Origin of the sequence: Halomonas campaniensis, assembly GCF_002211105.1 — a bacterium.
In the GTDB taxonomy this organism is placed as follows: Bacteria; Pseudomonadota; Gammaproteobacteria; order Pseudomonadales; family Halomonadaceae; genus Vreelandella; species Vreelandella campaniensis_A.
In genome coordinates this window covers 670,155-696,913 of the sequence record NZ_JPUA01000034.1, presented here as the reverse complement: position 1 = coordinate 696,913, position 26,759 = coordinate 670,155, and the positions used below count along the sequence as shown (strand labels likewise).

The following is a 26,759-nucleotide window of genomic DNA, read 5'->3' as shown; positions in this document are numbered from 1 at the left end:
TATCGGTATATCTTGGCATCAGAGCCAGGTTAAGACGCACGGCAATCGGCGGTAAGGGTACCATTTTTCAGCGTATCGGCTTCGTGCATGGACTCACGCCATGGCTCTTCAAGCGCCGCTTGATACCACGCTTTCATAGCGGGCAGCGCTAATAGGTGTTCAACATACGCTTGGGACGCGGCGCTGAGCGATAAGTTGAATGTCTGCACGCGAAACGCCACGGGCGCATAAAACGCATCGACCGCAGTAAAGCGCTTGCCCGCTAAAAACGGCCCGCCAAAACGCTCCAAACCCTGCTGCCAAAGTATATCCAAGCGCGCCACATCCGCTTTGAGTTTGGCCGATACGCTATCCAATGCCACCCGCACACCGCAATTCATTGGACACTCGTCACGCAGCGCACCAAAGCCACTATGCATCTCTGCGGTTGCAGAGCGTGCCCAGGCACGTGCGCTCTTATCACCCGGCCAAACGTTAGTGTGCTGTTCAGCCAGATACTCCACTATCGCCAGGGAGTCCCATACCGCCAGATCGTCATCCACTAAACACGGCACTAAACCAGAGGGTGAAAAGCGAATAAAGGTGTCGTGGCTTGCACCGGTGCCCCCTTCAAAGGGCATTAGATGCTCATTAAACGGAATCTCCAGCGCTTTCATCAGCACCCAAGGGCGCAGCGACCAAGATGAGTAATTCTTGTTGGCAATATACAACTCAAACATGCAACGCTCCTTAATGTGAGGATACACAATTCGCCTATATGGGCAGGCATCTTTAACGCGCCGCTTGAGCCAGCGTGTTACCGCCTAATCCCATCAATACACTACCGCCTATGCGCTGAATGAGGCGGGATGAGCCTTGGGACTTTTGTAGCCACGCCCGCAGCGGGCTTGCCAGTAGCACCACCACGACATCCGCAGAGGAGAACAGTAGATTGGTGGCAATACCCAGCCAAAGCAGTTGCCAGGCTACCGGCATCGCACTCTCGGGCTGCACAAATTGGGGTAGAAAGGCGACGAAGAAGAGCGCGGTTTTTGGGTTGAGCACTTCCACCAGAAAGCTGTCGCGCAACACGCGTTTAGTGGTGGCCAGCGGTACCTCATCGCCATGGGCACGGATGCCCTGTTGCCATAGCCGCAGCCCCATCCAGAGCAGATAGAGCCCACCGATGATTTTCATGGCGATATAGGCAGGCGGAATCGCTGCAAACAGTAGCGCCAAGCCCAGCGCGGCGGCTATCACATGAACATAGCAGCCCATATGTACACCCATCACCGCTAACCATCCTGCCCGTCGGCCACGGCCCAGGGTTTGCGCTGCGGTATACAGCATCGCAGGCCCAGGTAAATAGGCAAAACCCAGTGCGGCGAGGATAAAGGCGGCCCATTGCATATTGGCGACTCTGTTGAAGATGGTGGTTAGGTTTTGAGCATAAAACGGGGGTGACGCAAGCGCCACCCCCTAAATAAGTAAAACCGGAACGAAGGAAGGCTTAGAAGCCTGATTTTAGAAGTTGGCTTTACGCTTCTCGACAAAGGCCGCCATGCCCTCTTTCTGCTCGTCACCGGCGAAGCAGAAGGCGAACAGGCTGGTTTCCAGCGCCAGTGCACTGTCCAGGTCTTGATCCATACCATCGTGAACCGCCTGCTTAGCGCCACGCACCGACTGCGGGCCGTTGCCTTTGAGCTGCTTGGTTAACTCTTCAACGTAGTTTTCTAACTCTGCTTGCGGCATCACCCGGTTCACCAAGCCGATACGTAGCGCCTCTTGGGCGTCGATTTTGCGCCCGGTGGTGACCAGATCAATCGCCATCGCGGGGCCAACGCGGCGTGGCAGGCGTTGTGTACCCCCAAAGCCAGGAATGACGCCCAGCAAGACTTCCGGTTGCCCAAATACGGCGTTGTCACTGGCTACCGCCCAGTCGCAGGCCAACGCCAGTTCGCAGCCGCCGCCAAGGCAAAACCCGTTCACCAGCGCGACCACCGGCACGGGCAGTGTCTCTAGGCGTTTAATGGTGCGTAGCGCCTGGCTGGCGAAGGCTCGCGCCTCTTCAGGTGTTTTGTCACGCATTTCGGTGATATCAGCACCCGCCACGAAGGATTTCTCGCCCGCGCCGGTAATCACTACGCCACGTAGCGTGGGGTGGGACTCAAGCTCTACCAGCTGCGCTTCCAGCGCGGCGAGCACTTCGCTGTTCAGGGCATTCAGCGCTTTAGGACGATTGATGGTCAGGCGCACCATCCCATCGTTATCAACCTTCTCGATCACTGTTTCGCTCATGGCGGACTCCTTATTTGATTTGTTATTGCACGTTAACGTAAACACCAACCCTAGCGAACGCTTGGTTGAGTGGCAATAACTTCTTATCGCCGCACTATCCTGCTCTGCAAAAGCTAGTCGTAATTGTAGAAACCGCGACCGGTTTTGCGGCCAAGATAGCCCGCGGCGACCATACGCTTAAGCAAGGGGCAGGGGCGGTATTTGGGATCACCAAAGCCCTCTTGGAGCACTTCCATAATCGCCAGGCAGACATCCAGGCCGATCAAATCGGCCAGCGCCAGTGGCCCCATGGGGTGAGCCGCGCCGAGTTTCATGGCGTTATCAATCGCTTCGGGTGTCGCGGTGCCCTCTTGAACGATAAAGGCAGCTTCGTTGATCATCGGCACCAGCAGGCGGTTCACCGCAAAGCCTGGCGCGTCGCCTACCGGCACCGCGGTTTTACCCAACGCCTTCGCAAGGGCTTCAATCTCGGCAACGGTAGCGTCCGAGGTCTGTTCGGCGCGGATGACTTCCACCAGCTTGAGCACCGGCACCGGATTAAAGAAGTGCATACCCACCACACGCTCGGGGTGTTCGCAAACCGCCGCTAGGCGGGTAAGCGACAGCGACGAGGTGTTGGAAGCTAGAATAGCGGTGCTGCTCAACTGGCTTAGATCACGAAACAGCTTCTCTTTGAGTTCGGGCTGTTCGGGGGCAGCTTCGATAATGACCGTGCATTTAATCAGGTCACCTAGCGTGGTGGTGTTGGAGAGACGTGCCATGGCAGCGTGCTTATCCGCCTCACTGAGCTTCTCTTTCGCTACCAGCTTGCCCAAGCCTTTGTTGATACTTTCCTCGGCACGGCTTAACTGCTCCTCAGCCACATCGTAAAGGCAGACATCAAAGCCACTGGCGATGATGACCTGAGCAATCCCTTGCCCCATGGTGCCGGCCCCTACAACGCCAATTTTTTGATCGCTCATGCACGCTCTCCTTAGTGAATTATCAATGCTGTTTAGCTTCTTCACGCAGTACGAATTTTTGGATCTTGCCCGTTGAGGTTTTCGGTAGTTCGCTGAAGATGATCGTCTTGGGCACTTTGTAGCCTGCCAAATGTTCACGACAGTGGGCGATAATATCGGCCTCGGTGACTTCGCCGTAACCAACTTTGAGTTTCACGAACGCGCAGGGCGTCTCGCCCCACTTCTCGTCAGGCTTGGCAACCACCGCTGCCTCTTCAACGGCGGGATGGCCATAAATAGCATCCTCCACCTCAATGGTGGAGATATTTTCACCGCCGGAAATAATGATGTCCTTGGAGCGATCTTTAATCTCGATATAGCCATCCGGATGCCAAACCGCCAAGTCGCCGGTGTGGTACCAGCCGCCCTCCAGCGCCTGCTCGGTGGCTTCGGGGTTCTTTAAATAGCCCTTCATAACGTTATTGCCGCGCATGAGTATTTCACCCATGGTTTGTCCATCCTTGGGCACTGGCTCCATAGTGAGAGGATCTGCCACGCACAGCGCTTCAAGCATGTGGTAGCGCACCCCCTGACGGGCTTTGATTTTGGCACGTGCTTCCAGCGGCAACTCATCCCACGCTTCACGCCAGGCGCATACGGTTACCGGGCCGTATACTTCGGTCAGGCCGTATACGTGGGTGACCTCAATGCCTAGCTTTTCGACCCCAGAAATCACTGAGGCTGGCGGCGCGGCACCGGCGGTGGTCACTTTTACCGGGTGATCAAACTCGCATTTGTCTTCAGCCGGTAGATTCACCAGGCCATTAAGAATAATCGGCGCCCCGCTGAAGTGGGTGACCTTTTCATCGGCGATCAACTGCATGATCTTTTTGGGATCAACGCGGCGAAGGCAGACATTCACTCCGGCGTTGGCGGCAATCGTCCAGGGGAAGCACCAGCCGTTGCAGTGGAACATCGGCAGTGTCCAGAGATAGATGGGATGGTGGGGCATCGCCCACTCCATAATATTGCTCACCGCGTTGAGATAAGCGCCGCGGTGGTGGTAAACCACCCCTTTGGGCTTGCCGGTGGTGCCGGAGGTGTAGTTCAGCGAGATCGCATCCCACTCATCGGCAGGCAGTTGATAGGCGAAGTCAGCATTACCTTCGTTAAGCAGCGCCTCGTACTCAATTTCGCCAATGCCCTGAGTCTCGCCAAGAAACTCACTATCAGCCACATCAATAATCAGCGGCTTGTGTTTAAGCTTGGCCACTGCTTGCTGAATAACGTCGGCAAATTCAGGGTCGACCAAAATCGCTTTGGCCTCGCCATGCTCCAGCATATAGCTGATCGCTTCGGCATCCAGGCGAATATTCAGGGTATTCAATACACAGCCTGCGAGCGGTACGCCGAAATGCGCCTCAAACATGGCGGGAATGTTGGGCAGCATCGCCGCCACGGTTTGGCCCGGCTGAATACCACGCTTTTCGAGCGCCGAGGCAAGCTGGCGGCAGCGTGACCAGGTCTCTCCCCAGGTACGCCGCGTGCTGCCATGGACAATCGCAGGGTAGTCAGGATAGATCGACGCCGAGCGCTCGATAAAAGTCAGCGGGGAAAGCGGCACGTGGTTGGCAACGGTTTGGGGCAAGCCCTGCTCAAAGATAGCGGTCATGGTCGGCTCCTGAGTTTTGTTAATGTTATTGAAAGCGTTGGCTTTAAAAGATCGTTTTAAATGATTGTTTTAAATAACTGTTTTGACAGGGCAGAAACAGCGCCGCCGCCCCAGAGGGCGGCGGCGCGAAGCTAAACATTAGCGTTAATGAACCTCAAAATCGCTTAAACACTGCATGCCCGCCTCTATCACCGCGCGCTGGGCGCGGCCTACCGGCAGCCATTGAGTAATTGCAAATTCGGCGCTGCGCATTTTGGCAGTATAGAAGGGATCATCGCTGCCGTTGTTAAGGGCTGCCTGGGCGCTAAGCGCCGCCTGGCCCATCTGCCAGGCGCACAGCACATGGCCCGTCAAGTTAAGGAACGGCGTAGCGTAAGCCTGCACTGCGTCTGGGCCGATTTCAGGGTCGCGACCTTGCTCAAGCACCAGCGCTTGGGCAACTTTTAGATCTTCAAGCCCTGCGGCCAAACCACTGCCCAACGCTTTCAGGGCAGGGTCGGCGTTGAGCTGCTCCACGGTAGCAGCAACGTCATGCAGCAGCACGGTGAGCGCTTCGCCGTTGTCTCGCTGGAGTTTACGACCCGCCAGATCGAGCGCCTGAATACCGTTAGTGCCTTCGTAAATCGGCGCAATGCGTGCATCGCGCAGCAGTTGGGCAGCGCCGGTCTCCTCCACATAGCCCATGCCGCCATGCACCTGAATGCCCATGGAGGCAATCTCCACTGCCTGATCGGTAGAGAAGCTTTTAATCACTGGAATCAAAATATCCGCACGGGCCTGGGCAGTTTGGCGGGCATCATCATTTTCCGCGTGGCGGGCAGTGTCCAACTCGGCGGCGCAATAGAGCGCCAGGGCGCGCAGCGCATCGGTGCGCGAACGCATGGAGAGCAGCATACGGCGCACGTCCAAGTGATCGCTGATGCTGCACTCTGCGCCGCCACGGGTTTTGGGAGAGCGCCCTTGACGACGCTCCAACGCATAGGCAAAAGCGTGCTGGCAGGCGCGCTCAGCCACACCAATGCCCTGGATGCCGACTTTGTGCCGCGCCTCGTTCATCATGGTGAACATATGGTTCAGGCCACGCCCCTCTTCGCCGACCAAGTAGCCAATGGCGCCGTCATTTTCGCCAAAGCTCAGGGTGCACGTCGGCGAGCCGTGAATGCCCAGCTTATGCTCAATAGAGGCACAGGTGACATCGTTGCGCTCACCCAAGGAGCCGTCTTCATTGACCAGGAACTTGGGCACCAGAAACAGGGAAATACCTTTGTTGCCTTCCGGCGCATCGGGCTTGCGGGCTAGCACAAGATGAATAATGTTTTCGGCGGCGTCGTGTTCGCCCCAGGTGATATAGATCTTCTGGCCGCTGATGCGGTAGTAATCATTTTCAGGCACGGCGCGGGTGCGCACTTGGGAGAGATCCGACCCCGCTTGAGATTCGGTCAGGTTCATGGTGCCCGTCCAGGTGCCTTCCACCAGCTTGGGCAAGTAAGTCGCTTTGAGTGCATCGCTGCCGTGGTGAGCCAATGCTTCAATGGCGCCGGCAGTCAGCATGGGGCAGAGCCCCAGCGCCATATTGGCACCATGAAGCATCTCCTGCACCGCGCTGGCAACCACTTCCGGTAGGTTCTGGCCGCCTAGAGCCTCTGACACGCCAATACCGTTCCAGCCACCCTCGACATACGCCTGGTAAGCCGCAGCGAAGCCCTCCGGCGTGGTCACGCTGCCGTCGGTGTGGCGCTTGGCGCCTTGCTGATCGCCAACTTTATTAAGCGGCCCCCAGACGTCACCGGCCAGCTTTGCGGCCTCTTCGAGCACCGCCTCGACCAAGTCGGGCGTGGCCTCTTCAAAGCCCGGCAGGCTGAGCGAGCGGTGCGCTAATAACTCTTCGAGCACAAAGCGCAAATCGCGTACCGGTGCGGCGTAAACATTCATGGCGAACCTCGGGCTGAAAAATTAAACAATTGTTTGAAAGCATGCCCTAGATAGTAGTAATACTCTCTCACCTACACCATTAGCCCAAGGTATCACCCGCTACCACCAACGTCTCTGCTGCGTTTTAATTTCGCTTATTTACTTGTTCCACATCATCATAGTAAGTGATATGGCTTTCATCTTCCGCGGGCGGCCCTACCACCGGCTCGGCCGCTTCCACATCCCATACGGCATCGGAGAGATCCTCCAAGTGCTCGTGCTCCAGCGCCCCCTGCATCAACTCTTCGGTGACCACCAGCTCAGCACCGGCAGCGGTCATGGGCGTAGTCGGGGTAAAGGGTGCCACGGGCACTGGCGCTGGGCGTACGCTGCGGCGCCAGGCGAAGAACAGCAAGAAGAATAGACTGAGTGAGCCGAAGGCCCAGAACAGGCCCGCATCGCCCATGGCGGTCATCACCGGGGAGATCATAAGGGGGCTGAGGGTGGCGCCAATCGAGTTGATCAGCAGCAGACCCTGGCTCATGCGCACCAGCGCCCCTGCGGGGGCGCGGTCGGCGGCGTGGCTCACCGCCACCGGGTAGAGGGCAAACACCCCACCGCCAAGCAAGAACAGCAGCAGCGCCAGCATCGGCGTAGAGAGCGGTAGCCAGAGCATCGCCGCCGAGATCAGCACACAGAAACCGCTAATGCCGATCAGTACCATCTGTCGGTCATGGCGATCCGACCAGCGACCAATCGGGTACTGCAGCAGCATAGCGCCCATAATCACCACCGCCATCATCTGCCCCACTTGGCTGACACTCATACCAATGCGCTGCAGATAAAGCGGCAACAGAGTATACGCCGCGGCTACCACCATCCCGGAGCCTAAGCTGCCCATCACGCCGGTAGGCGTCAGCGTGATCAAACGGTGCGGGGGAAGCGGCTCGGCGTGCTCCATAATCGGCGATACCCGGGGAATCATCGCCATGGGCAGCACTGAGAGCGAGGCCAGTAGCCCAATTACCATAAAGGGCGCGGTGACGCCCATGGCATTGGTCACCCCTAGCAGCAGCTGACCCAGTACCCCAGCGGCATAGAGCGAAATCATGTAAAGCGCCAGCAGGCGGCCGCGAACCTTTTGATCGCCTGACGTAAGCAGCCAGCTTTCAATGACCAGATACACCCCCACCGTGGCCCAGCCGCCAATGAGACGCAGTACAAACCAGGCCCAGGGGTCGAAGAACAAGCCCTGAAGCAACACCGTGACGGCGACTAATGAGGCAAAACTGCCGTAGGCGCGAATATGGCCAATGCGCAGCAACAGGCGGTCATTCACCATTGCGCCTAACGCTAAGCCGATAAAATAAGCGGACGACACAATACCGATGACCGTAGCGGACTCACCGGCAGCATCCAGGCGCACGGTAATTAAGGTGGCGAGAAAACCATTGCCAATCCCGAGAATGAAGAGCCCTAACAGGGGCGCCAGCGCCATGGCTAGCAGTTGCCGCGACATGAAAACCTCGTCTTGCCTAAAAGTGGTGCAAAAAAGGGGCTGAAAACAGGCGTAAAAACGCTACTAAACGTGTCCACAGAAACCGTCATCTCACCTGGCACATCGAGTCAGGCCGGGATAGCGGCGCGCAATTATTGCCCTCAAGCGGGCAAAGTCAATGCTTTTCTAACGTTACAATTATTCACGATAGCGTTTTGTGTAGAATAACCGTGTCAGGCCCAGGAAATTCCACTACTAAACTATTCTTTTGTGCCCACCAACGAAAGGTCTCCTCACTAAAAAAGCTGATATGGGTGGGGTCGCTAATATAGTGCCAGCGGGCAAAAGCCTCCGGCGAAGTAACGCGTTTGGTCATTAAGCCCAGATAACCACTTGGCGCCAGCTGAGCCACCAACTGCGTAAGCACCTTGCCGGGCTGCGCCAAGTGCTCAACAACCTCTGTGGCGGTGATAAAATCATATATTTGTGTCAAAACTGAGGCATCGGGGGCGTAAAAAAGGTCGTAAATAGTCATCGGATGCCCCTGCTCGGCAAACATAACCGACAGCGTCGGCCCCGGCCCTGAACCAAAATCAAGACCGCGAGCTTGGGGTGAGAGCTTGGCTAATAGCGGGGTAAATAAACGCCCTAAAAAGCGTCGATATCCCGTATCATGCGGCGAGTTTTGATGCTTATCGTATTCAGCCTTTTCTTCAGCAGCACTCAAATGCTGCTCAGGGGGGACAAATACCAGCTTGCACGTGGCACACTGGTAGTAGTCACGACGCCGATCCCGGTGGTAGAGCGCAATCGTGGATTCAGCGCAGAGCGGACAGCGGCGCATCATTGTATTCTCTGGCTTAACGTTATGTATTAAGGAAGGTGGCATGCTATCAGGTCTGGATCATCTTGTTGTTACCGTGACCGACATTAGTCGTGCAGTGGATTTTTACTCGCGGGTTTTGGGCTTAGACGTACGCTATCGCGATGCTCAGCGGGTCGATTTGATGCTCGGGGATACGGCACTACGCCTGCATCAAACAGATACTGACATTGCCCCCATTTCAGCAACGCCTACGCCTGGCAGCCTGGATTTGTGCCTGCGTTGCCAACTGCCGCTGAACGAGTTCAAGCAGCATTTAGACGCGCTGGCGATTGACGTAGAGCTAGGCCCCGTCGCTCGCCAAGGCGCCACTGGCCCGATTGAATCCATCTACCTGCGTGACCCGGACGGCAATCTGCTAGAGATTTGCCGCCCCTCTTCGCGTTAATGCTAAGTCTAATGAATCAAGGTATCATGTGCCGCGCTTAAACAGCGCGCACTGATGTGTACTCGGCATCATCACTCACTTCAGCATCTATACAGATTGATCGAAAGGAAACGTTATGCTTGATAAGGAAACTGATTCCCCACTTGAGGGCAATGTCATCAGCGAAGAGCAGCATCAGCCCGATACGACCATGGCCATGGTTATTTATGCGCTCTATCTGGCCAGTTTTATCCTTGGTTTTACGTCGATTATTGGTGTGGTTATCGCCTACGTCTATAAAGGCAAAGGCCCTTTGTGGCTGGACGAGCATTACCGCTATCAGATTCGTACGTTTTGGATAGGTTTGGTATACGGACTCGTTTGCTTGCTCTTAACCCCGGTTCTGCTCGGTTTCCTACTCATGCTACCGTTAGCCATTTGGTTGATTATTCGCTGCGTTAAAGGCTTCAAAGGGCTGCAAGAGAAGCGCGCACCGTCCAATGTAGATACTTGGTTGATTTAACGATGACACCACAGGGGGCTAATAACGCTAGGCGTTTTTCCAAAGCCAGCGCGATCAGTTGGCTATGGCGTCAACTGTCACACTGGCCGCTTGCGCGCCTGTGGCGTATTGCTTCGGCGCTCGGCCCCCTGGTTTACCGCTTTAATAAGCGTGAGCGCTGGATCACCGATCGCAACTTAGCGGCGGTCTACCCAAACCTCTCTGTCGCTGAGCGTAAAACCCTTGGTCAGCACAGTTTACGCCACTCAACGGCTACCATGCTGGAACTGGGCCACGCCTGGATGGCGGAACCAAACAAGGTAGAGACCAGCATTTTAGCGGTGCACGGTCGCGATAAGCTCGATAACGCCCGTACCGAAGGCCGCGGCGTGATTGTGCTTGCCCCCCACTTCGGCAACTGGGAAGTGCTTAACTTCTGGCTTTCGAGTCACTTTCCCTTTACCGCTATGTACGAGCCGCCCAAAATCACCGCCCTCGACCCGGTCATTCGTCATGGCCGCGAACGCATGGGGGCCAGTTTGGTACCCACCAACCCTCGAGGTGTGGCGGCGCTGCTTAAAGCGCTTAAACGCAGCGAAGCGATTGGCATACTTCCTGATCAGGAGCCCGACTGGGGCAGTGGTGTTTTTGCGCCGTTCTTTGGTCGCGAGGCCTACACCGCCACCCTGCTCCCGAAATTGGTCGCCCGGACTCAGGCGCGGGTAGTTACCGGCGTCGCGCTACGTATCCCTGGTCAAGGCTTTGAAATCCATTTTTTGGAGGCCGACGAGCGGGTTTATAGCGACGAGGATGTGCAGTCTGCCACTGGTGTCAATGCGAGTGTTGAAAGTGCAATTGCCTTGGAACCGGCACAGTATCAATGGGAGTACAAACGCTACCGCAAAGTAGTGCAGGAGCAGCAAAATCTAGCCAATTTCCGCGACTATCGTCTTTATTAGGCTGAAAAAGAGAGCTCTGATGACACAACCCCCTGTAAAGCGCGATGACATACGCGCGCCACAGATTATTTACGCACTCTACCTAGCAGGTATCGTCACAGCCAATATCACCCTTCTGATTGGCGTCATCATCGCCTATGTCTATCGCAAAGAAGCGGCGCCCTGGCTGCAGCATCACTATCGTTACCTGATTCGCACCTTCTGGATCGGCACCCTGTATGCCTGCATCGCCTTCCTGCTCAGCATTGTGATAGTCGGCACCCTGCTCTGGCCGCTGTTAGCGGTATGGCTGGGCGTACGCTGCCTGCTCGGCTGGTTCGATTTGCGCAAAGGGCTAACACCGGCACGCCCTAATAGCTGGCTTTGGTAAACTGCGCATCACTCGCTGCTATCACCGCCTTAACCATCATCTAGCTCACCAAAATCGGTCTGCAGCCAGTGGCGAAGCTGGCTCATTCTGGGCGCACTGCTCGCCTCTTCGAGCGCAGGCAGCGTGCCGGGAACAAAGCCGCGCTTTATAAAGGGCGCCAATAGCTCTGGGTCGCCGCTAATCATATGCACCGGCACTGCCGCGCTGGCATCGTCGCCGGTAATCAGCGGCGCGGCTTGATGATCCCCCAGCACTATCATCAGGGTATTATCATCCACTACGCGTTCGGCCCAGCGGCCTGTGACTTTCACAGCGTAGTCCACCGACCAGCCGTAGTGATCGCGAATACGCTCAATGTCTTGCCACAGCACTTCTGGCGGGTCACCAGCGTCCTCCCAAGGAGCAAAAATACCCCCATCGCCAATGGATGACCAATCATCCAAGACAGGCAGGATGGGTGTCCAGGGGGCATGGCTGGAGATTAGGGCCAATTGGGCAAACACCGGCGTCTCTCCTAGCAAGTAACGCTGGGTGTAATCGAGAGTAAATTGATCCGGCATGGTGACCCAGTTGAGAGCAGGCCCGGCATAGGCGATATCTTTCGCTGCGGCGATCTCATCAAAACCGTAGGCCTCGCCCTCCGGCCACGCCAGGGTAATCGCGGGCATTACACTCAGGGTGCGCTGACCGGTGGCACGAAAATCATCGATCAAAGTGGTGTGGTCGCTGTCTAGCATCAGCCGATACCACAGCTGGTTGTCGATCCAGCGGCCACTGAGGGCTGTCGCGTGGGCCAGCCACGACTGCCCACCGCGAATGGGTGAGGCCAGCATGCCAGAGACCACATGGAGGTCATGTTCACCCAGCCGCTGCTGCATTTCAGCTAGCGTAGGCAGTAGAACATCGGAGTAACGTGGATTTTCCAGCGCCGAGATACCGTAGGACTCAATAAAGGTGAGCAGTACATTGCGCCCCGCCAATCCCGGCAGTGAGCGGGCTTCCATTGGTGCGGTCTCCAGCTGTGCTGTAAAGGCGAGGCGGGCGGCGTGGGTATCGGTCACTTGCTGCCACTGAAAGCGTGTCGTGTTCACCATCGGTAAACGAGCACTATCCACTAGCCGGATCCCACTAAGCTCAAGCGCTGCACTGCTCGTGGCAATGACTAGCAGTGTTAATGCCACCACACCAGGCAGACGCTTAACAGAGTAGGCGACGGGTGGCAGCAGCAGGCGCACTAAAATCAGTGTGATGGCGAACCACGAGGCAACCCCCGCCAGCATTGCGCAAACTGCCAACAGTTGACCTACATTACCTACTAACAAGTGATAAATTGAGCGCAGCAGAGGTACATCAAGATAGAGATTGAGTGGCCGGGCAAAGGCCATTTGGGTGGCGGCAGTGCCTAAATTCACGGCAATTGCTAACATCACCCAACTGACCACGCCAACAGCCACTACGCGGCGCGTTTGGCCAACAGGGAGCAGCAGCATTAGCGGCGCAATGATAAGCGCCTCCCAAGCAAGCAAATATGAGCTGATCTCGCCAAAACGCCACCAGAGCGGTGCAATGAGTAAGAAATTCAGCGTTAGAAACAGTAGTAATAATCGACTCATCGCACTCTCATCTGGGACTGCCTTTGCTTACAATGTCACTGATATAACCTGTCAGCGCTCTCTCGAAGAGAGGGCGTACCCAATCGCAAGACACAAGAGCAAGGAATAAGGCTGCTGAAAAACACAATAATCATGTACTGTCATATTTTATCGTATAGTTATTGTGTAAAGACTTCACGCTTTGCTTGGCATAAGGCCCACGCGTTTTGCAGGCCTTCACCAGAAAGGATTTCATCCATGGGTTGTAACTGTGTTGGTAGAAGACCGTTTTTTAGGAGGCCTGTTGCCAAGGGGTGGCCTGGTAAATGGATCGTGTTAATTGGCTCTACGCTCGCCTTGCCTGCGTTGGCTGAAGACGATGAGCATTTCAGCAAGGTTATTGAGCGCGCCCAACAGCTCGCTGAAGAGGCCTACCAAGCCCCGGAAGAGAGCTTACCTGAGGTATTGCGCGAGCTTGACTACGATACCTACCGGCAGATTCGCTTTGACCCCGAACATGCCTACTGGAAAGACGAGAGTCCTTTTAGCCTACAGCTATTTCACAGCGGCTTTCTTTTCCAAACCCCGATTGCCTTGAACGTTATCGACAATGACACGGCAACGCCCCTGCCCTTTTCTGCAGCAGACTATACTTATGATGGCAATGCTGCAGCGCTCAAAGAGCAAGACCTTACCGGCAGCGGCCATGCGGGCTTTCGTCTCCACTACCCCCTTAATAGCGATCAATACGCCGATGAGTTTGCTGTGTTTCTAGGTGCCAGCTACTTCCGCATCGTGGGACGTGACCAGGCGTACGGACTTTCCACCCGAGGGCTGGCGATCGATACCGCCTCCCCTGATGGCGAAGAATTCCCGGCATTTCGTGAGTTTTGGCTCTATAAACCCGATGCGGATGCTGAACAGATTGAGCTACTGGCGTTAATGGACAGCCCCTCGGTCAGCGGTGCCTATCGGTTTGTTATCCAGCCTGGCGAGAATACCCAGGTCGAGGTCGAAGCGGAGCTGTTTGCCCGCGAAGATATTGCCAAGCTGGGTGTCGCCCCGCTCACCAGCATGTTCACTTTCGGTGAGGCAAGCCGCGAGCGGCCGGACGATTTTCGCCCCCAGGTGCACGACTCCGACGGTCTGCTGATGCACACTGGCAGCGGCGAGTGGATCTGGCGTCCACTGAGTAATCCCCCCCACCTGCGTAGCTCCACGTTTGTAGACGACTCCCCTCAGGGTTTCGGGTTAATGCAACGGGAGCGTGACTTCAATCGCTACTTGGATGTCGAAGCCCAGTACCACCGCCGCCCCAGCCAGTGGGTTGTTCCACTGGACGAGTGGGGGCCGGGACATGTGGAACTTGTCGAAATCCCCACTCCCGATGAGACCCACGACAACATTGTCGCCTATTGGGTGGCGGACGATACGCTGGATGCAGGCGAATCCCGTCGCCTGCACTATCTCACTCACACGCTGAATGCCCAGCCCGATGAGCATCAACTTGGCCGCGCCATTCGTACTCGCCATGGCCGTGCGGGCGTGCCGGGACAAGCGGACTCTTCCTCGCTGGAGGAGCGCCAATTTATCGTCGATTTTCAGGGCGGTGCGTTAGCGGATATTACCGCCGACCAAGCCGTCGAGCTCGATATCAGCTCCCAACATGGTGAGGTACTGCTCCCTCAAGTCACTTCGCTGCCCAACAACGGCTGGCGGGCGAGCTTCCGGCTGCCCGCGAGCGATCAACCCAGCGATGTGCGCCTAAGGCTCACCTTAAATGGCGAACCCGTTAGCGAAACCTGGAATTACGTGTGGTATCCCGATGACGAATAGCCCTTATCAAGCAAAGCTTATATCGCCAGCGCCTGTTTGGATCAATGCACGTCCATTCAGAGAACCTAGCTAATGCGTCGCATGGCGCTACAACGACTGCGCAGCGCAGGCGGGCTAGCCCGCTCACTGTTTATTTACTGGCGGCCGGGGCGCCAGCGCGGGCTCCAGCGCCTCTATAAGCCATTCATTCACCCCGGTAGTGTTGCTTTTGATATTGGTGCGCATTTAGGCGACCGTAGCGCGGCTTTTCATGCGCTGGGCGCCAGAGTGGTGGCGCTGGAGCCCCAGCCCGACCTCGCCAAGTGGTTTAAACGCCTAGTGAAACCAACGACCATTAACCTGCTGCCAATGGCGGCTGGCCCAACCAGCGGCTTTGCCGAGATCGCTATCAGCCCCGGCAATCCGACCCTCTCCACCCTGGCCACCGAGTGGCGGGAGCAGATTGGTGAGCGCAACGCAGGTTTTAGCCAGGTACGCTGGGAGCAACGGCTGCGAGTACCGGTGACCACGCTGGATGCGTTAATTGATGAGTATGGCGAGCCCAGCTTCATCAAAATAGACGTTGAAGGCTTTGAGGCCGAGGTTCTGGCAGGACTAAGCCGCCCAGTAGCAGCGCTGTCGGTGGAGTTTGTGGCTGGCGCCCTGGAAGTGAACCAGGACTGCGTTAACCATTTAAGCCGTCTTGGCGAGTACCGCTACAATGTAGTGGCGGGCGAGCAGCGCCATTTTCGCTGGGCAGAGTGGCAAACGCCGCAAGCGATTAGCGAGTGGCTCAGCGCGGGAGCCGAAGCCCTTCCATCCGGGGATCTCTACGCCTGCCGCTCAGACCATCCGCTACTGCTTAACCCGCTTTAATTTTTGCGCACGCTATTTGAACTTTTTATAGGCATAGGCACGTCACGCAATGATTCACCACTGGCAAACCCTCACCGCTCCACAGTTAGCCGAGTTCGCCCAACGTGACCCGGTCGCGGTACTGGTGCTTGGCGCCATTGAGCAGCACGGCACGCACCTTCCCTTAGCCACTGACTTGATGATTGGCGAGGGCCTGCAGACCGCGATGCTGGAGGCGCTTGATGCCAATTTAAATGTCATCTGCCTGCCGTCGATTGCGGTAGGCGCCAGCGATGAGCACGCCAGCTTCCCCGGCACGCTCAGCCTGCCCGCTTCGCTTTCGATTGCCACCCTGGAGGCCTACGGCGACAGCTTAGCCCGCGCCGGCATTCGTCGTTTAGTACTGCTTAACAGCCATGGTGGCAATAAGGCGGTGATGGATTTGGCGGGGCTCACGCTACGGCGGCGGCATGCAATGCGTGTGGTCAAAGCCACCTATACTCGGCTCCCCCCCCTGGAAGGCGCGATTGGCGCTGAAGAGCTACGCTACGGCTTACACGGCGGGCTGCTCGAAACCGCGATGATGCACTATTTGGCACCCACGTTGGTACAGCTAGAGGGCTATCAGGCAGCACCGCCCGCGGCGCCCCAAGGTGATGCGTTAGTCAGTGCCGAAGGGGCCGCGGCATTTGCTTGGTTAGCGGAAGACCTGAGTGCCCAGGGTGTGGCCGGGGATGCCAGCCACGCCAGCGTTGAATTAGGCAAACGGTTGGTGCAGCATTATGCTCGTCAGTTAGCGACAGTGGTGACGGAAACTGCCCACCTACCGCCGCTGGCCAACTAACATCGCTGAACCAGCGGGAAGCAACTTTAGCCAGCGCCCCATCAGGTTCATCGCTGGCTGCTTAATACGTCTTCCAGCAAGTGTCCACCGCGGGTAGCTTTGGCATTCAGATAGCGCTGATTGTGGTCGGTCACGCTGCCATACAGTGCTTGGCGTGAGACCACCTCAATACCGCCCTGACGAAGCGCCTCCATCTTCAGCGGGTTATTGGTCAATAGCTGCACCTGGTCGATATTGAGGGCGTTGAGCATATCCACCGCCACCGCATACTGGCGCTCGTCGTCACCAAAACCGAGTACTTGATCCGCATCCACGGTATCCAGCCCACCATCCTGCAAGGTATAGGCGCGCAGCTTATTGGCTAAGCCAATGCCCCGGCCCTCTTGCGCCAAATAGAGCAGCACGCCGCCCCCCATGGCTTGAATATCCGCCACGGCGTTGCGCAGCTGCTCACCACAGTCGCAGCGTAGGCTACCGAACAGGTCGCCGGTTAAACATGCCGAGTGCAGGCGTAGCGGCACCGCGCCTTCCCAGCGCTCCGGCTTACCGATCACCACCGCAACGTGCTCGCGCAGGCCGTCCGGCTCACGGAAGAGTACAAAGCGGCTGTCGGCAGCATCCTCAAGGGGGATATTCGCTTCACTCACCCGCTTAAGCATACCCGGCGCCCCGGCAAGGCACTGTTCAGCGTCTTGAGCGTTGACTTCAAGCAACCGCCCGTCTGCCAGTTGCTCCTCAATATCCGCTGCGGTTTCTTCACTAACAAAGGCGCAGAGCGCTGCTGGGATTAGCAAGGCGCGGCGCATTAGGGTAACCGCGCCTAGTTCGGCTAACCCTGCCGGTTTTAAGCCGCTTAGTAGCCCACTAGCGGGTTTCGAAAGCATTTCCGCAGCGGCCAAGTTATGCAGCTCACTGGTCGTAATGTGGGCCACCAACGGCAAGCTGGCGGCTTCGGCGGTTAAGCTCATGCCTAACGCCGCTAGGCGGTGACGGGTAAGCACCAGCGAAGGCCGCTCGCCCGCTAACTGGGCAAGCACTTCAACTGACTCACTGCCTTCCAGTGCCTGCACGAGCAAACGCTGCCCACTGGCATTCACCACCACTGGCAATCCACGACGGATATCGAAAATAGCGCGTTCAATCTGGTACATGTAGGCCTCCTGGCTTCCTTACAAGGGGGATGGTGCACGCTTGCACTGAGCTGTTTGCTCTCAACTGTACGACTTCTTGCTCTGAACAACTTGCTCTCAACTGACCAGAGCCCGCATGATGGAGCGGTTTATTTAGCCCGGAGGCGTCATGCCCGAATCCCATATCAACACTATTGCGCTGGGCGATGCCTGGGAATGGCTGCTGGCGTTGCGCCATCAGCGCTCTTGCGATGTGGCTATCACCTTGACGCCTACCGGCGAGTGGCAAACGGACAAAACGGTCGCCGCTGAGGCGCGTGAACTGCTCGATTGCCTGACCCCACTGGCCAGTCGGCCTGCGTGGGTGGTGGCGCAGTTGGGGCAGAGTATGGATGGCCGCATCGCGACGGAAAGCGGCCACTCCCACTACATCAACGGCCATGAAAGCTTGGTTCACCTGCACCGCCTGCGTGCTTTGGTCGACGCGGTGGTTATCGGTGCGGGTACCGCCAGCGCCGATAACCCCCAGTTGACCGTGCGCCACGTTAGCGGCACTAACCCGGCGCGGGTGGTGCTTGATCCACGCGGCCGAATTCCCAATAACTTGGCGCTGCTGAATACCGATAGCGCCCCGACGCTGCATATAGTGGGGTCTGCCGTGGGGACTGAATCGCAGGCGACGACGAGCCTGGCCCACGTTGAACGTTGCGAGCTGCCGCTGAATGCTAGCGGTCAGTTCACCCCCAGTGATGTTGTCACTCTGCTGGCCGACAAAGGTCTGACGCGGGTACTGGTAGAGGGCGGCGGTATTACCGTATCTCAGTTTATCGAAGCGGGTGCCGTTGACCGGCTGCATCTGCTGGTTGCCCCACTGCTGATCGGCTCCGGCAGGCCAGGCCTCAAGATGACGCCCATCGAAACGCTTGAGAGTGCGTTGCGCCCGCCCACGCGAACCTTCCGCTGCGGTGACGACACGCTGTTCGACCTGCGACTGCGGGATACCACCGCCTGAGGGCTGAGCTTTTTCACGACAGCTAAGCGCCACCCAAATGCCGGGCAGACTCGCCAGCAACACCAGCACACCGTAAGCTAACGACACCGCCACCCCTTGGGCGGACGGCAGGCCGACCAGCGCCCAGACACCGGCGGCGGCGCCTTCACGAAGCCCCCAACCGGCCACCGAAAACGGAATCAGCATGGCCAGTAGCAGTACCGGTGTCAGTGCCAGCACCTGCAGCGCCGGTAACTCAACCCCGATCGCCCTAGCCGCACAGACCATAACCAAACCGTAGCTAAGCACAATCACCAGTGACGAGAGCAATTGCTGGGGCCACACGCCTCGACGCAACAGACCGCGTCTTACATCGCCAGCCAAGGCTTGGCACCAATGCGGCAGTCTTGCTAACCAGTGGCTAAAACGCTGGCGCAGCAGCAAGCCAATGACGATGATCGCCACAAGCACAGCTAATGCGCTTAAGCCCACCGCGGTGATCAATGCCCCTCCCAACGCAGTATGCCAGAGCGGTGAAAGCAGCAACGCTGTTAACGTAAGCACGACCACGGCGACCTGCCCTGAAGCGCGCTCAATAATCACCGCACGCCAGGCTCGCCCCTTAGAGTGCGCTTGGGTGGCATGACGGTGCGCCCGTCCGGCGTCGCCTAATACACCGCCGGGCAACAGTTGATTGACCAGTAGCGCCAGATAGTACTCACGCAGGGCGTAAGCAAAGCGCAGCGGCACATCGATCAGTCCCGCGGTAAACTGCCAGCGCCAGGCGCAGAGCATGATCTGAAGCGTGCTGATGGCTAACGCCAGTACGACCCATTCGGCAGAGAAACGCCGTACCTCCGCCACGACAGCCTGAGGTTCAACCCACAGCGCCACCGCCGCTAATAGAGCAGCGCTAACCAGCCCGCGGCGAAGCCACGGGCTGGACAGGCGAGTATGCCAACGCTCAGCAATTCCCATCGGCTTACGCCTCTTCCTGAGGCATAGCAAGCAGGTCACAGTGCCCTACCCAAATGCCCAGCTCGCCATTGGCCACCGCTTGCTGACGCTGTTGCAGCCAAGTGGCAATACGCGCCGCAGCTTCAGGGGCTTGCTCGGTGGCGGCTTCGGCCCAACCCTCGAGCAGCGCCACCATCAATGGCAACTGCTCTTGACTGCCCGCAGCGAGCTGCCACGGCGTTTCGGCTTGTTCAACGCGATAATCAGCCCCCTCCAGGGCGTCGATTAGTGCCTCGTGAGCCTGTCCGCCCAATGCATCACCCAAACCTTTATCGCGCTGCTGGTGAGCCATAAACATCGCCAGCAGCCAGCGGTCTTCGTCATCCAGCACCGGCGCGCCTTGAGGGTCAATAAAGTGCCACTCACCGGTCACGCTTAGCGCTATCAGCAGCGCCTGTTGCTGCCCGGCAATGCGGGCCACCAAAGCATCGATCCACTGCTGGGAGACCAGATCCAGCAGCGCCGATGCGGTGACGAGGTGCGCGTCGTCGAGCGGCACCTCAGCAAGCGCTTTCAGTGATACGCAGTGCGTCTCAACGGCCACGGGCTGCCCTTGGCTATTGCTTAATCCGGCAGCACGCTGGCGCGCCTGGGCTAACAAAATGGCGTCGTGATCGATCAGCTTCCAGCGCTGGTGGCCACTCAGGCTCGGCGCCAGAAAGCGCATATTACTACCCCGGCCGCAGCCAAGATCCGCTATCAGCGGCGCCGAAGTACGCGCGTTCAGCCACTCCGCGGCAAACTCAGCCAAGGGCTGGCTACGGGAATCGATATCAGCCGCCTCGCGCAGCGTCAGCCAGTCGGACGCAAACTGGCTGCCTGGGCGTAAATTGGGAGAATCGGCGGGCGAAGTTAACGCCGCGGCAAACTTCGCGCCCGCGTCTTGCCAGTCGCTTAACGCATCCCGGGCCTGGGCGGCTCCCTGGCGCAGTTGGTGGCGTAGCTCGTCATCATGGCAAAAACGGCTGAGGGCACCTTGAAGCGCATCGACGTCACCTGGTTCAACGCTCAAACCGGCGCCGGCAGGCAGGGTGTCGCGAAGCGCACCACCGGTGGTGGTAATCACCGGCAAGCCGTGGGCCAAGGCTTCGGTGACCACCATGCCATAGCCTTCATACCAGGAGGGCAGTACCAGTGCGTGAGCGCCGCGATAGGCCGCTTCCAACGTAGCGCCATCACACTCGCCGTATAGCCGAACACTGCCTTGCAAGCCGTTTTGATCAATCAGTTGCTGAACGCGCTGGGTAAAAGTGGCATCCCTAGCGCCACCGTAGCAGTCGCACTGCCAGTGATCGCCGCTAACGCCCGCCAATGCCTTTACCAGAATATCCTGCCCTTTGCGCGGCGTTAGCGTTGCCACACATAGCAAACGTAGCACCTCACCCGGTTCTGCTGTGGGGCTGATCGGCGCCAGGGCAACGCCCGGTTCAACCACAGTGACACTAGGATGGAGTGGCATTTCATAATGGGCCGCCAGCTCCGGTAAGCGCCGGGCGGTAAAGTGGCTGGTGACGATAATCCGCGCCACGTGGGCAAGCGCGTTTAACTCACTGCGATGAAAGCGCTGCTGATCGGCCTCATTAAGGCCAGATTCATCGCCTAATGGGTGATGCAGCAAGGCGGTGATATCCAGCCGTTGGGCATGCAGAGCAATCACCTCCGGCAGCGCCCCCATGGCCAGGCCATCAATCACCACCGCCGCCTGATCGGGAAGCGACGCTAGGGCCTGTGTAAGCGCTTCTGCCGCCTCGGCATCAGCATCAGGAAATGTGCCTGCCAAGCCAACGACGTCAATTTCCCATCCCTGGTCACGCAAGGACGAGACAATCTGGGCGTCGTAAATATAGCCGCCGGTACGCTGAGCAGGGTTACCGGCAACGATTAAAGTGAAACGCTGACTCATAGCGCGCCTTCGTAGCTTGCCCAGGCCACATGGGATTCATGTAGCTTGATCTCCATATGAGTAATCCCTTTGGCGGTGATGCCCATTTTGCCCTCACTAATCGCCTTGGCGAGCTGGTCAAAGATCACCTTGGCCATAAACTCGGTGGTGGTATTTTTACCGGCAAATTCAGGCACTTCATCCAAATTACAGAAGTTGTAACCCGCCAGTACCGATTTAACTGTTTCACTGGCAAGGCCGATATCGATCACCAGGCCGTCCTCATCCAGCTCGGGGCGCTGAAAAACTACATCGACAACATAGGTAGCCCCGTGGGTACGCTGGGCAGGGCCAAAGATCTCACCATTAAAGCTATGGGCAATCATAAAGTGGTCACGAACACATAAACGGAACATAAAAACTCCAATGATAAGTAAATAGGTTATGAGGAGTAGCGCAGGCGGTGGCAGAGCTCAGCGCTACCGCGGCCAAACAGCTTAGGGGCCAGCGTGGGCAACTGTTCAAAGTCGCTTTCCCCGCTGATTAGCGCCTCCAACCGCTCGTCTACCAGCAGGCTCAGCGCTAATGTTAAGCGGCGCTGGTAATCCCAGCGTGGGCGTAATTTGGGCGGCAGTTGGCCTACCTGGCTGGCCTTGAGCGTCAGCCGCTGGGAGTGAAAAGCACCGCCTAACGGTATCGCAATATCCCCCTCGCCAAACCAGCTCATTTCGATAATGCGCCCTTCGCTGCCCACTAACGCCAGTGCTTGGCGCAAGCCGGCAGACTGGCCGCTGGCGTGAATCACGCAATCTTGGTCATGAAGGGCTTGCTCGGGAGTGCAGAAGGTGACGCCCAACTGCTCGGCGAGCTGGCGACGCTCAGGGTTAATGTCGACTAACTGGACGTTAACACCGGGCACCTTGGCGCACAGGTACGCTACCAGCGCACCGACGACACCGGCACCAATGATGGTGATTCGCTCACCCAGCATCGGCTCGGCGTCCCACACGCCATTAATGGCGGTCTCCATATTGGCCGCCAAGACGGCGCGTTTTGCAGGCACATTGGCGGGCACTTCCAGCACCGCCGAAGCAGGAACAATGTAGTGATCCTGATGGGGAAACAGGCAAAAAACGGTTTTATCCTGGAGGGCGTTTGGCCCCTGCTCAACGCGACCAACGCTACAGTAGCCATATTTAACAGGGGCAGGAAATTCACCCGACTGGAAGGGAGCCCGCATGCGGGAGAATTCACTTTCAGGCACACGACCATTGAACACCAGCGATTCGGTGCCTCGGCTGATACCGCTGTACAAGGTACGTATATGCACCTCACCCTGGGCGGGAGGAGTTAGTTGTTCACGCCTCATCTCGCCTTGTGCTGGGTTGGTCACCCAAAAGGCGGTGGCCAAGGTTTTTTTGGCGGCATTGGGGGCTTTGCCTACATCGTCAAGCGCCGACATGAGCGTTCCTTTTCGTTACGAGCCCACTTGATCCGGGCTCTCTTTCATTCCGTTGAATGTGGCGTGGCACCATTGCGCTTAAAGCTAGGGATAAGAGACACACCGTATGTCTCAGCCCTCGAGTATAATGTGTGGCCATGCATTGCACGGCCCTAGGCAGAACAGTTTTCAATGGTTCACCATCTTCAGCTTAGCGGGTGAAAAGAAAATATTCGATTAACCATTTGGAACAATTGAAACTAACTTGGCTATTTCTTGATCGTATGGACAAACCTACCTTCTTCTACAAGAATGGTACATATAAAAATAGTTGCATCATTTATTTCAACTGCGGATAGCGACGCCGCTTTGTGAGACACCATGCCGCTCTTCTCTAACGCTTCATCTTACACCCTGCCTAAACGCCTCTATGGCGCTGCAGAGCTACTGCTGGGTGGCATGCTGCTAATATCCTTGGGCAAAGGTCTGCCCCTTTTAATGGCTACTCCCGCTAACTGGGGGGTGGCTATAGGCTTCTACACGTTTATATCCACCCTGGTCGTCATCTTCTGGCCCTACGGCTCACTGGGTTGGGCAAACCGGGTCACGTTGGCCCGAGCGGTGTTGGTGGCTCTCGTGGCAGGCGCGCTCGCCGACAATGCTTTTGCAGGAGGTATCTGGCAGTGGTTGGCAATTGCAGTGGTCGCCCTGCTATTGGACGGTGTTGATGGCTGGATTGCCAGGCGCACCAAAAGCCATACCCGATTCGGTGCGCGCTTCGATATGGAGCTGGATGCCCTACTAATTTTACTGCTATGTGCAGGCTTGCTAAGGTTGGAATCGCTGGGGCTTTGGGTGCTGTTGATAGGCGGAATGCGCTACCTGTTTATCGTCGCCAGTTGGCAGTTCCCGTGGCTCTCAAAACCGCTGTTTACCAGCTTTCGACGCAAGGCTGTTTGTGTCTGGCAGGTGGTCGCACTACTACTGGCGTTGACGCCTCTCACGTCTCACTTTCTTGCCAGCCTGCTCGCCACTAGCGCATTGATATCTCTAACCTATTCATTTGGGTTTGACGTTTGGTGGCTGTACCGAAAATCAAAGCATAGCAAGCAGAATTAACACTCTAATCCCAAGCGCTGATGCCACTCGGCAAGGCTTTCATCCGGGTATTCATCGAAGCATTTATCTTGGAACTGTGCATTGACCTCGACCCAGTCGGCCCGGCTTCCCAACATCATGTGCGTTCGCTTGGGCGGTGTAGGTAAAGGAGTATCGATCGCAGAGGCGAAGGGATGCACCAGCTCGGGCCAGTCAGGATCATAAACCCATAGCGATGAGGCGCAGTGCTTGCAAAAATGTCTCTCTCCCGTGCTTTGCACGCCATTAATGACCGCTCGGTAGATAGAAATGTGCTCATCGCCACTGACATTGAGCGTTTTGCTATCGCCACTGAGGTTGATGGCATAGCCCCCACCGCCTGCCGTTTTACGGCAAATAGAGCAGTAACAGCGGTTGAATGGATAAGGGTGCGGAGACCTCACACTAAACGTCACAGCCTGGCAGTGACATGATCCTTTGAGCAGCATAGTTACCTCCGTTTGCAGCGGTTACCCAAATTGAGTATCGAAGCACGACTGCATGCGCCGAGTGCGGTCTTCAGCTCCCTTTTAAGCCCTCTCATCATAGCTTAGCGTATGAGATCATCGGCGCCTTCAACGGGAGTAGTGATGCTGCTGGGGAGCCATTTCAACGCTCAACCTTTAAGGCTTGCAGCAGTTCAGCCACCGCCAGTCCCCCTTCGGGCTCTTCAAACGCTTGGGCCAGCGAGCCTTGTACAAAGCTCAAAAAACGATAGGCGGCGGGCGGTAAGCGACGCTCTCTGCGCACCACAAAATGCCAGCGACTTTTCAGCGGGAAGCCCTGCAAGGGCAGCTCTTGAATGCCTTTGGGGGCATCTGCCACCACATGCCGGGACAGCACCGCCAACCCCATACCAGAGGCCACGGCAAGGCGAATCGCCTCATTGCTGGCGATCTGCTGGGTGGAGCGCAACTCAATACCCGCACTGTACAGCCAGGCATCAAAGGTATGCCGGGTTGCGGAGCCCGGTTCGCGGAGCAGAAAACGCTGGTCTTTCAGGGCCTCCATGGTGAGGTCGTTGACATCGGCCCAGTGGGACGCTTCCGGCCCCACCACTACCAAGGGGTTGCTCAGGAACGGAGCGGCCAGCACGTCATCATCCAAAGGCGGGTGACTAAATACGTAAAGGTCGTCTTCATGGCGCTCAAAACGATTGAGCATCTGCTGACGATTACCGATCTCCACCGTGATATCGACCTGCGGATTAGCCTGACTAAACGGCCCCAATAGCCGTGGCAATACATATTGCGCGGTATTGACCAAGCCAATACTGAAGTGCCCACGCCCGCCGCTGTTGTACTCTTCCACGTACTGACTAAACACATCGGCACGGCTAAGCAAGTCCTGGCTCAGTTGGTAAAGCGCCTGACCAACCTCCGTGGGCACCAAGCGGCCTTCCTCGTGGCGCACAATCGGTTCACCGACAATCTCTCTCAGCCGTTTTAGCTGCTGAGACACCGTGGGTTGGGTCAGGTGGAGCCGATTTGCAGTGGCCGTCAGTGAGCCTGTGCGAACCACGTCAGCATAGACCTGTAGCAAGCGAAAAGTGAGTTGGCGTACTTTCATAACCTAAACCATAGATAATTATCTATGACTATATAAAGTTTATTTATTTTCATCAATCTCTTTGGATCGTTAAAGTAGCCGCTTTAAAACCCCATCAAGGAGATTGTCCGTGCCGGATATTGTGGTGATGTTCTTTGTGTTAGGCGTGGTCGCGGGGTTGGTGCGCTCCGATCTCAGTATTCCCAAAGCCGCTTATGACATTCTAAGCCTGTTGCTGATGCTGACCATTGGCCTTAAAGGCGGCATGGCGTTGCACGGCAGTTTGAATGCCGCGCTGCTTATCGAACTAGCCGGGGTCACCCTGCTGGGGATTTTAATTCCGTTGATCGTTTTTCCGGTAGTTCGCTATGTGGTGCGGCTTTCGCTCGCAGATAGCGCCAGCCTTGCCGCTCACTACGGCTCGGTGAGTGCGGGCACCTTCGCAGTCGCACTGGCCTATGTTGAAGCGCATAGTTTGACAACCGGCGGCCAAGTCACCCTTTACTTGGTACTGCTTGAACTACCCGCCATTATGCTCGGGCTGTTGCTCTACCGGCGCTTCAGTCGCGATAGCCGCACTGCAACACCTGCAGGGCTGAATAAAACGTCAGGGCTCTGGCACGAGACCCTGACCAATCGCGGCGTGATTCTGCTAGTGGGTGGCGTTTTAATCGGCTGGCTCTATGGCCCGAATGCCGGTGAATCAGTGACCAGCCTTTACACCAACGCCTTCCAGGGCATTCTGGCGCTGTTCCTGCTGGAGATGGGCCTGGTCGCCGCAGAGACGCTGCGCGGCCTGCGCTGGGGGCACAGTCGCCTCGTCATATTAGCACTGACAGCGCCTGTCGTGCTCTCCAGCATTGGATTGCTAATGGCATTCTGGCTTGGGCTACCCGCAGGCTCAGCGGTTATTCTGGCGAGTCTTACCGCAAGCGCGTCATACATTGCCGCGCCCGTCGCCATTCGCGCCGCTATCCCAGAGGCTAATATTGGTCTTGCCATGCTGGCCTCACTGGGCATTACCTTCCCCTTTAACGTGCTAATCGGCATTCCGCTCTATCATCAACTTTGGGGATGGCTGGCGGGATGAGCCACCGCGAGAATAATCTGTTGATTCTCATTAGAGA

At 57.0% G+C, this 26,759-nt stretch carries 25 protein-coding genes and 1 pseudogene; 10 read left to right on the top strand and 16 right to left on the bottom strand.

Annotation, left to right across the window (positions count from 1 at the left end):
• Positions 1–29: 29 nt before the first annotated feature.
• The 8 genes from JI62_RS15615 to JI62_RS15580 form a co-directional block, all read right to left on the bottom strand.
• Complete coding sequence (locus JI62_RS15615) at positions 30–719, bottom strand: glutathione S-transferase family protein (RefSeq protein WP_088701024.1); 690 nt, start codon at positions 717–719, stop codon at positions 30–32.
• Positions 720–771: 52 nt separating this feature from the next.
• Positions 772–1,389, bottom strand: coding sequence for a LysE family translocator (locus JI62_RS15610; protein WP_088701023.1), 618 nt, complete (start codon positions 1,387–1,389; stop codon positions 772–774).
• A gap of 114 nt (positions 1,390–1,503) precedes the next feature.
• On the bottom strand, positions 1,504–2,277 hold the full coding sequence (locus JI62_RS15605; protein ID WP_088701022.1) for an enoyl-CoA hydratase/isomerase family protein: 774 nt from the start codon (positions 2,275–2,277) through the stop codon (positions 1,504–1,506).
• Positions 2,278–2,390: 113 nt separating this feature from the next.
• Positions 2,391–3,239, bottom strand: coding sequence for a 3-hydroxybutyryl-CoA dehydrogenase (locus JI62_RS15600; protein ID WP_088701021.1), 849 nt, complete (start codon positions 3,237–3,239; stop codon positions 2,391–2,393).
• 22 nt (positions 3,240–3,261) lie between these two features.
• Complete coding sequence (locus tag JI62_RS15595) at positions 3,262–4,890, bottom strand: acyl-CoA synthetase (RefSeq protein WP_088701020.1); 1,629 nt, start codon at positions 4,888–4,890, stop codon at positions 3,262–3,264.
• Between the two features lie 144 nt (positions 4,891–5,034).
• Entirely contained in the window at positions 5,035–6,822 is a 1,788-nt protein-coding gene (locus tag JI62_RS15590; RefSeq protein ID WP_088701019.1) for an acyl-CoA dehydrogenase, read from the bottom strand.
• Positions 6,823–6,946: 124 nt separating this feature from the next.
• Positions 6,947–8,320 (bottom strand): MFS transporter, encoded by a 1,374-nt coding sequence (locus JI62_RS15585; protein ID WP_088701018.1) that lies wholly within the window; start codon positions 8,318–8,320, stop codon positions 6,947–6,949.
• A 181-nt stretch (positions 8,321–8,501) separates the two neighbouring features.
• Positions 8,502–9,146, bottom strand: a complete 645-nt coding sequence (locus JI62_RS15580; protein WP_170938570.1) for a class I SAM-dependent methyltransferase — start codon at positions 9,144–9,146, stop codon at positions 8,502–8,504.
• 40 nt (positions 9,147–9,186) lie between these two features.
• Here JI62_RS15580 and JI62_RS15575 point away from each other — a divergent pair, with 40 nt between their 5' ends.
• The 4 genes from JI62_RS15575 (at position 9,187) to JI62_RS15560 (ending at position 11,380) form a co-directional block, all read left to right on the top strand.
• Positions 9,187–9,570, top strand: a complete 384-nt coding sequence (locus tag JI62_RS15575) for a VOC family protein (protein ID WP_088701016.1) — start codon at positions 9,187–9,189, stop codon at positions 9,568–9,570.
• A 115-nt stretch (positions 9,571–9,685) separates the two neighbouring features.
• Positions 9,686–10,072: a DUF4870 family protein gene (locus tag JI62_RS15570; RefSeq protein ID WP_088701015.1), complete on the top strand. Its 387-nt coding sequence runs from the start codon at positions 9,686–9,688 to the stop codon at positions 10,070–10,072.
• Between the two features lie 2 nt (positions 10,073–10,074).
• Positions 10,075–11,010, top strand: coding sequence for a lysophospholipid acyltransferase family protein (locus JI62_RS15565; protein WP_088701014.1), 936 nt, complete (start codon positions 10,075–10,077; stop codon positions 11,008–11,010).
• A gap of 19 nt (positions 11,011–11,029) precedes the next feature.
• Positions 11,030–11,380, top strand: coding sequence for a DUF4870 family protein (locus tag JI62_RS15560; protein ID WP_088701013.1), 351 nt, complete (start codon positions 11,030–11,032; stop codon positions 11,378–11,380).
• 29 nt (positions 11,381–11,409) lie between these two features.
• Here JI62_RS15560 and JI62_RS15555 read toward each other — a convergent pair whose 3' ends face one another.
• Entirely contained in the window at positions 11,410–12,993 is a 1,584-nt protein-coding gene (locus tag JI62_RS15555; RefSeq protein ID WP_088701012.1) for an alkaline phosphatase, read from the bottom strand.
• Positions 12,994–13,302: 309 nt separating this feature from the next.
• On the opposite strand from JI62_RS15555, the gene JI62_RS15550 reads away from it, so the two are divergent.
• The 3 genes from JI62_RS15550 to JI62_RS15540 all read left to right on the top strand — a co-directional run bounded on the left by JI62_RS15550 (position 13,303) and on the right by JI62_RS15540 (position 16,486).
• Positions 13,303–14,808 (top strand): glucan biosynthesis protein, encoded by a 1,506-nt coding sequence (locus JI62_RS15550; RefSeq protein WP_240513288.1) that lies wholly within the window; start codon positions 13,303–13,305, stop codon positions 14,806–14,808.
• An 81-nt stretch (positions 14,809–14,889) separates the two neighbouring features.
• Positions 14,890–15,663: an FkbM family methyltransferase gene (locus JI62_RS15545; RefSeq protein WP_240513265.1), complete on the top strand. Its 774-nt coding sequence runs from the start codon at positions 14,890–14,892 to the stop codon at positions 15,661–15,663.
• Positions 15,664–15,712: 49 nt separating this feature from the next.
• Positions 15,713–16,486 (top strand): creatininase family protein, encoded by a 774-nt coding sequence (locus tag JI62_RS15540; RefSeq protein WP_088701009.1) that lies wholly within the window; start codon positions 15,713–15,715, stop codon positions 16,484–16,486.
• Between the two features lie 47 nt (positions 16,487–16,533).
• Here JI62_RS15540 and ribA read toward each other — a convergent pair whose 3' ends face one another.
• Entirely contained in the window at positions 16,534–17,637 is a 1,104-nt protein-coding gene (gene ribA / locus JI62_RS15535) for a GTP cyclohydrolase II RibA (RefSeq protein ID WP_088701008.1), read from the bottom strand.
• A 148-nt stretch (positions 17,638–17,785) separates the two neighbouring features.
• Here ribA and JI62_RS22655 point away from each other — a divergent pair, with 148 nt between their 5' ends.
• Entirely contained in the window at positions 17,786–18,628 is an 843-nt protein-coding gene (locus JI62_RS22655; protein WP_170938585.1) for a dihydrofolate reductase family protein, read from the top strand.
• 57 nt (positions 18,629–18,685) lie between these two features.
• On the opposite strand, the pseudogene JI62_RS22945 reads toward JI62_RS22655, so the two are convergent.
• The 4 genes and pseudogenes from JI62_RS22945 to JI62_RS15515 form a co-directional block, all read right to left on the bottom strand.
• Positions 18,686–19,585: pseudogene (locus JI62_RS22945) on the bottom strand (lysylphosphatidylglycerol synthase transmembrane domain-containing protein); the annotation flags it as partial.
• Between the two features lie 4 nt (positions 19,586–19,589).
• Complete coding sequence (locus JI62_RS15525) at positions 19,590–21,527, bottom strand: glycosyltransferase (protein ID WP_088701006.1); 1,938 nt, start codon at positions 21,525–21,527, stop codon at positions 19,590–19,592.
• A complete protein-coding gene (locus JI62_RS15520; protein ID WP_088701005.1) occupies positions 21,524–21,922 on the bottom strand; it encodes a 6-pyruvoyl trahydropterin synthase family protein in 399 nt (132 codons plus the stop codon). The genes JI62_RS15525 and JI62_RS15520 overlap by 4 nt, the downstream gene beginning before the upstream one ends.
• Positions 21,923–21,948: 26 nt before the next feature.
• Positions 21,949–22,968, bottom strand: a complete 1,020-nt coding sequence (locus JI62_RS15515) for a zinc-dependent alcohol dehydrogenase (RefSeq protein ID WP_088701004.1) — start codon at positions 22,966–22,968, stop codon at positions 21,949–21,951.
• Positions 22,969–23,328: 360 nt separating this feature from the next.
• Here JI62_RS15515 and JI62_RS15510 point away from each other — a divergent pair, with 360 nt between their 5' ends.
• Complete coding sequence (locus JI62_RS15510) at positions 23,329–24,066, top strand: CDP-alcohol phosphatidyltransferase family protein (RefSeq protein WP_088701003.1); 738 nt, start codon at positions 23,329–23,331, stop codon at positions 24,064–24,066.
• Here JI62_RS15510 and JI62_RS15505 read toward each other — a convergent pair.
• Together JI62_RS15505 and JI62_RS15500 are read right to left on the bottom strand one after the other, a co-directional pair.
• Positions 24,063–24,533, bottom strand: coding sequence for a GFA family protein (locus tag JI62_RS15505; RefSeq protein ID WP_088701002.1), 471 nt, complete (start codon positions 24,531–24,533; stop codon positions 24,063–24,065). The genes JI62_RS15510 and JI62_RS15505 overlap by 4 nt on opposite strands.
• A gap of 160 nt (positions 24,534–24,693) precedes the next feature.
• The gene (locus JI62_RS15500) at positions 24,694–25,653 is read right to left on the bottom strand and encodes a LysR family transcriptional regulator (protein ID WP_088701001.1); all 960 of its coding nucleotides are present in this window, start codon (positions 25,651–25,653) and stop codon (positions 24,694–24,696) included.
• 109 nt (positions 25,654–25,762) lie between these two features.
• Here JI62_RS15500 and JI62_RS15495 point away from each other — a divergent pair, with 109 nt between their 5' ends.
• Positions 25,763–26,722 (top strand): sodium-dependent bicarbonate transport family permease, encoded by a 960-nt coding sequence (locus JI62_RS15495; protein WP_088701000.1) that lies wholly within the window; start codon positions 25,763–25,765, stop codon positions 26,720–26,722.
• Positions 26,723–26,759 lie beyond the last annotated feature (37 nt).

What these genes read in the sequence shown, in the direction of transcription:
- JI62_RS15615 (WP_088701024.1), bottom strand. Translation starts at nt 719, where the DNA reads ATGTTTGAGTTGTATATTGCCAACAAGAATTACTCATCTTGGTCGCTG.
- JI62_RS15610 (WP_088701023.1), bottom strand. Translation starts at nt 1,389, where the DNA reads ATGCAATGGGCCGCCTTTATCCTCGCCGCACTGGGTTTTGCCTATTTA.
- JI62_RS15605 (WP_088701022.1), bottom strand. Translation starts at nt 2,277, where the DNA reads ATGAGCGAAACAGTGATCGAGAAGGTTGATAACGATGGGATGGTGCGC.
- JI62_RS15600 (WP_088701021.1), bottom strand. Translation starts at nt 3,239, where the DNA reads ATGAGCGATCAAAAAATTGGCGTTGTAGGGGCCGGCACCATGGGGCAA.
- JI62_RS15595 (WP_088701020.1), bottom strand. Translation starts at nt 4,890, where the DNA reads ATGACCGCTATCTTTGAGCAGGGCTTGCCCCAAACCGTTGCCAACCAC.
- JI62_RS15590 (WP_088701019.1), bottom strand. Translation starts at nt 6,822, where the DNA reads ATGAATGTTTACGCCGCACCGGTACGCGATTTGCGCTTTGTGCTCGAA.
- JI62_RS15585 (WP_088701018.1), bottom strand. Translation starts at nt 8,320, where the DNA reads ATGTCGCGGCAACTGCTAGCCATGGCGCTGGCGCCCCTGTTAGGGCTC.
- JI62_RS15580 (WP_170938570.1), bottom strand. Translation starts at nt 9,146, where the DNA reads ATGATGCGCCGCTGTCCGCTCTGCGCTGAATCCACGATTGCGCTCTAC.
- JI62_RS15575 (WP_088701016.1), top strand. Translation starts at nt 9,187, where the DNA reads ATGCTATCAGGTCTGGATCATCTTGTTGTTACCGTGACCGACATTAGT.
- JI62_RS15570 (WP_088701015.1), top strand. Translation starts at nt 9,686, where the DNA reads ATGCTTGATAAGGAAACTGATTCCCCACTTGAGGGCAATGTCATCAGC.
- JI62_RS15565 (WP_088701014.1), top strand. Translation starts at nt 10,075, where the DNA reads ATGACACCACAGGGGGCTAATAACGCTAGGCGTTTTTCCAAAGCCAGC.
- JI62_RS15560 (WP_088701013.1), top strand. Translation starts at nt 11,030, where the DNA reads ATGACACAACCCCCTGTAAAGCGCGATGACATACGCGCGCCACAGATT.
- JI62_RS15555 (WP_088701012.1), bottom strand. Translation starts at nt 12,993, where the DNA reads ATGAGTCGATTATTACTACTGTTTCTAACGCTGAATTTCTTACTCATT.
- JI62_RS15545 (WP_240513265.1), top strand. Translation starts at nt 14,890, where the DNA reads ATGGCGCTACAACGACTGCGCAGCGCAGGCGGGCTAGCCCGCTCACTG.
- JI62_RS15540 (WP_088701009.1), top strand. Translation starts at nt 15,713, where the DNA reads ATGATTCACCACTGGCAAACCCTCACCGCTCCACAGTTAGCCGAGTTC.
- ribA (WP_088701008.1), bottom strand. Translation starts at nt 17,637, where the DNA reads ATGTACCAGATTGAACGCGCTATTTTCGATATCCGTCGTGGATTGCCA.
- JI62_RS22655 (WP_170938585.1), top strand. Translation starts at nt 17,786, where the DNA reads ATGCCCGAATCCCATATCAACACTATTGCGCTGGGCGATGCCTGGGAA.
- JI62_RS15525 (WP_088701006.1), bottom strand. Translation starts at nt 21,527, where the DNA reads ATGAGTCAGCGTTTCACTTTAATCGTTGCCGGTAACCCTGCTCAGCGT.
- JI62_RS15520 (WP_088701005.1), bottom strand. Translation starts at nt 21,922, where the DNA reads ATGTTCCGTTTATGTGTTCGTGACCACTTTATGATTGCCCATAGCTTT.
- JI62_RS15515 (WP_088701004.1), bottom strand. Translation starts at nt 22,968, where the DNA reads ATGTCGGCGCTTGACGATGTAGGCAAAGCCCCCAATGCCGCCAAAAAA.
- JI62_RS15510 (WP_088701003.1), top strand. Translation starts at nt 23,329, where the DNA reads ATGCCGCTCTTCTCTAACGCTTCATCTTACACCCTGCCTAAACGCCTC.
- JI62_RS15505 (WP_088701002.1), bottom strand. Translation starts at nt 24,533, where the DNA reads ATGCTGCTCAAAGGATCATGTCACTGCCAGGCTGTGACGTTTAGTGTG.
- JI62_RS15500 (WP_088701001.1), bottom strand. Translation starts at nt 25,653, where the DNA reads ATGAAAGTACGCCAACTCACTTTTCGCTTGCTACAGGTCTATGCTGAC.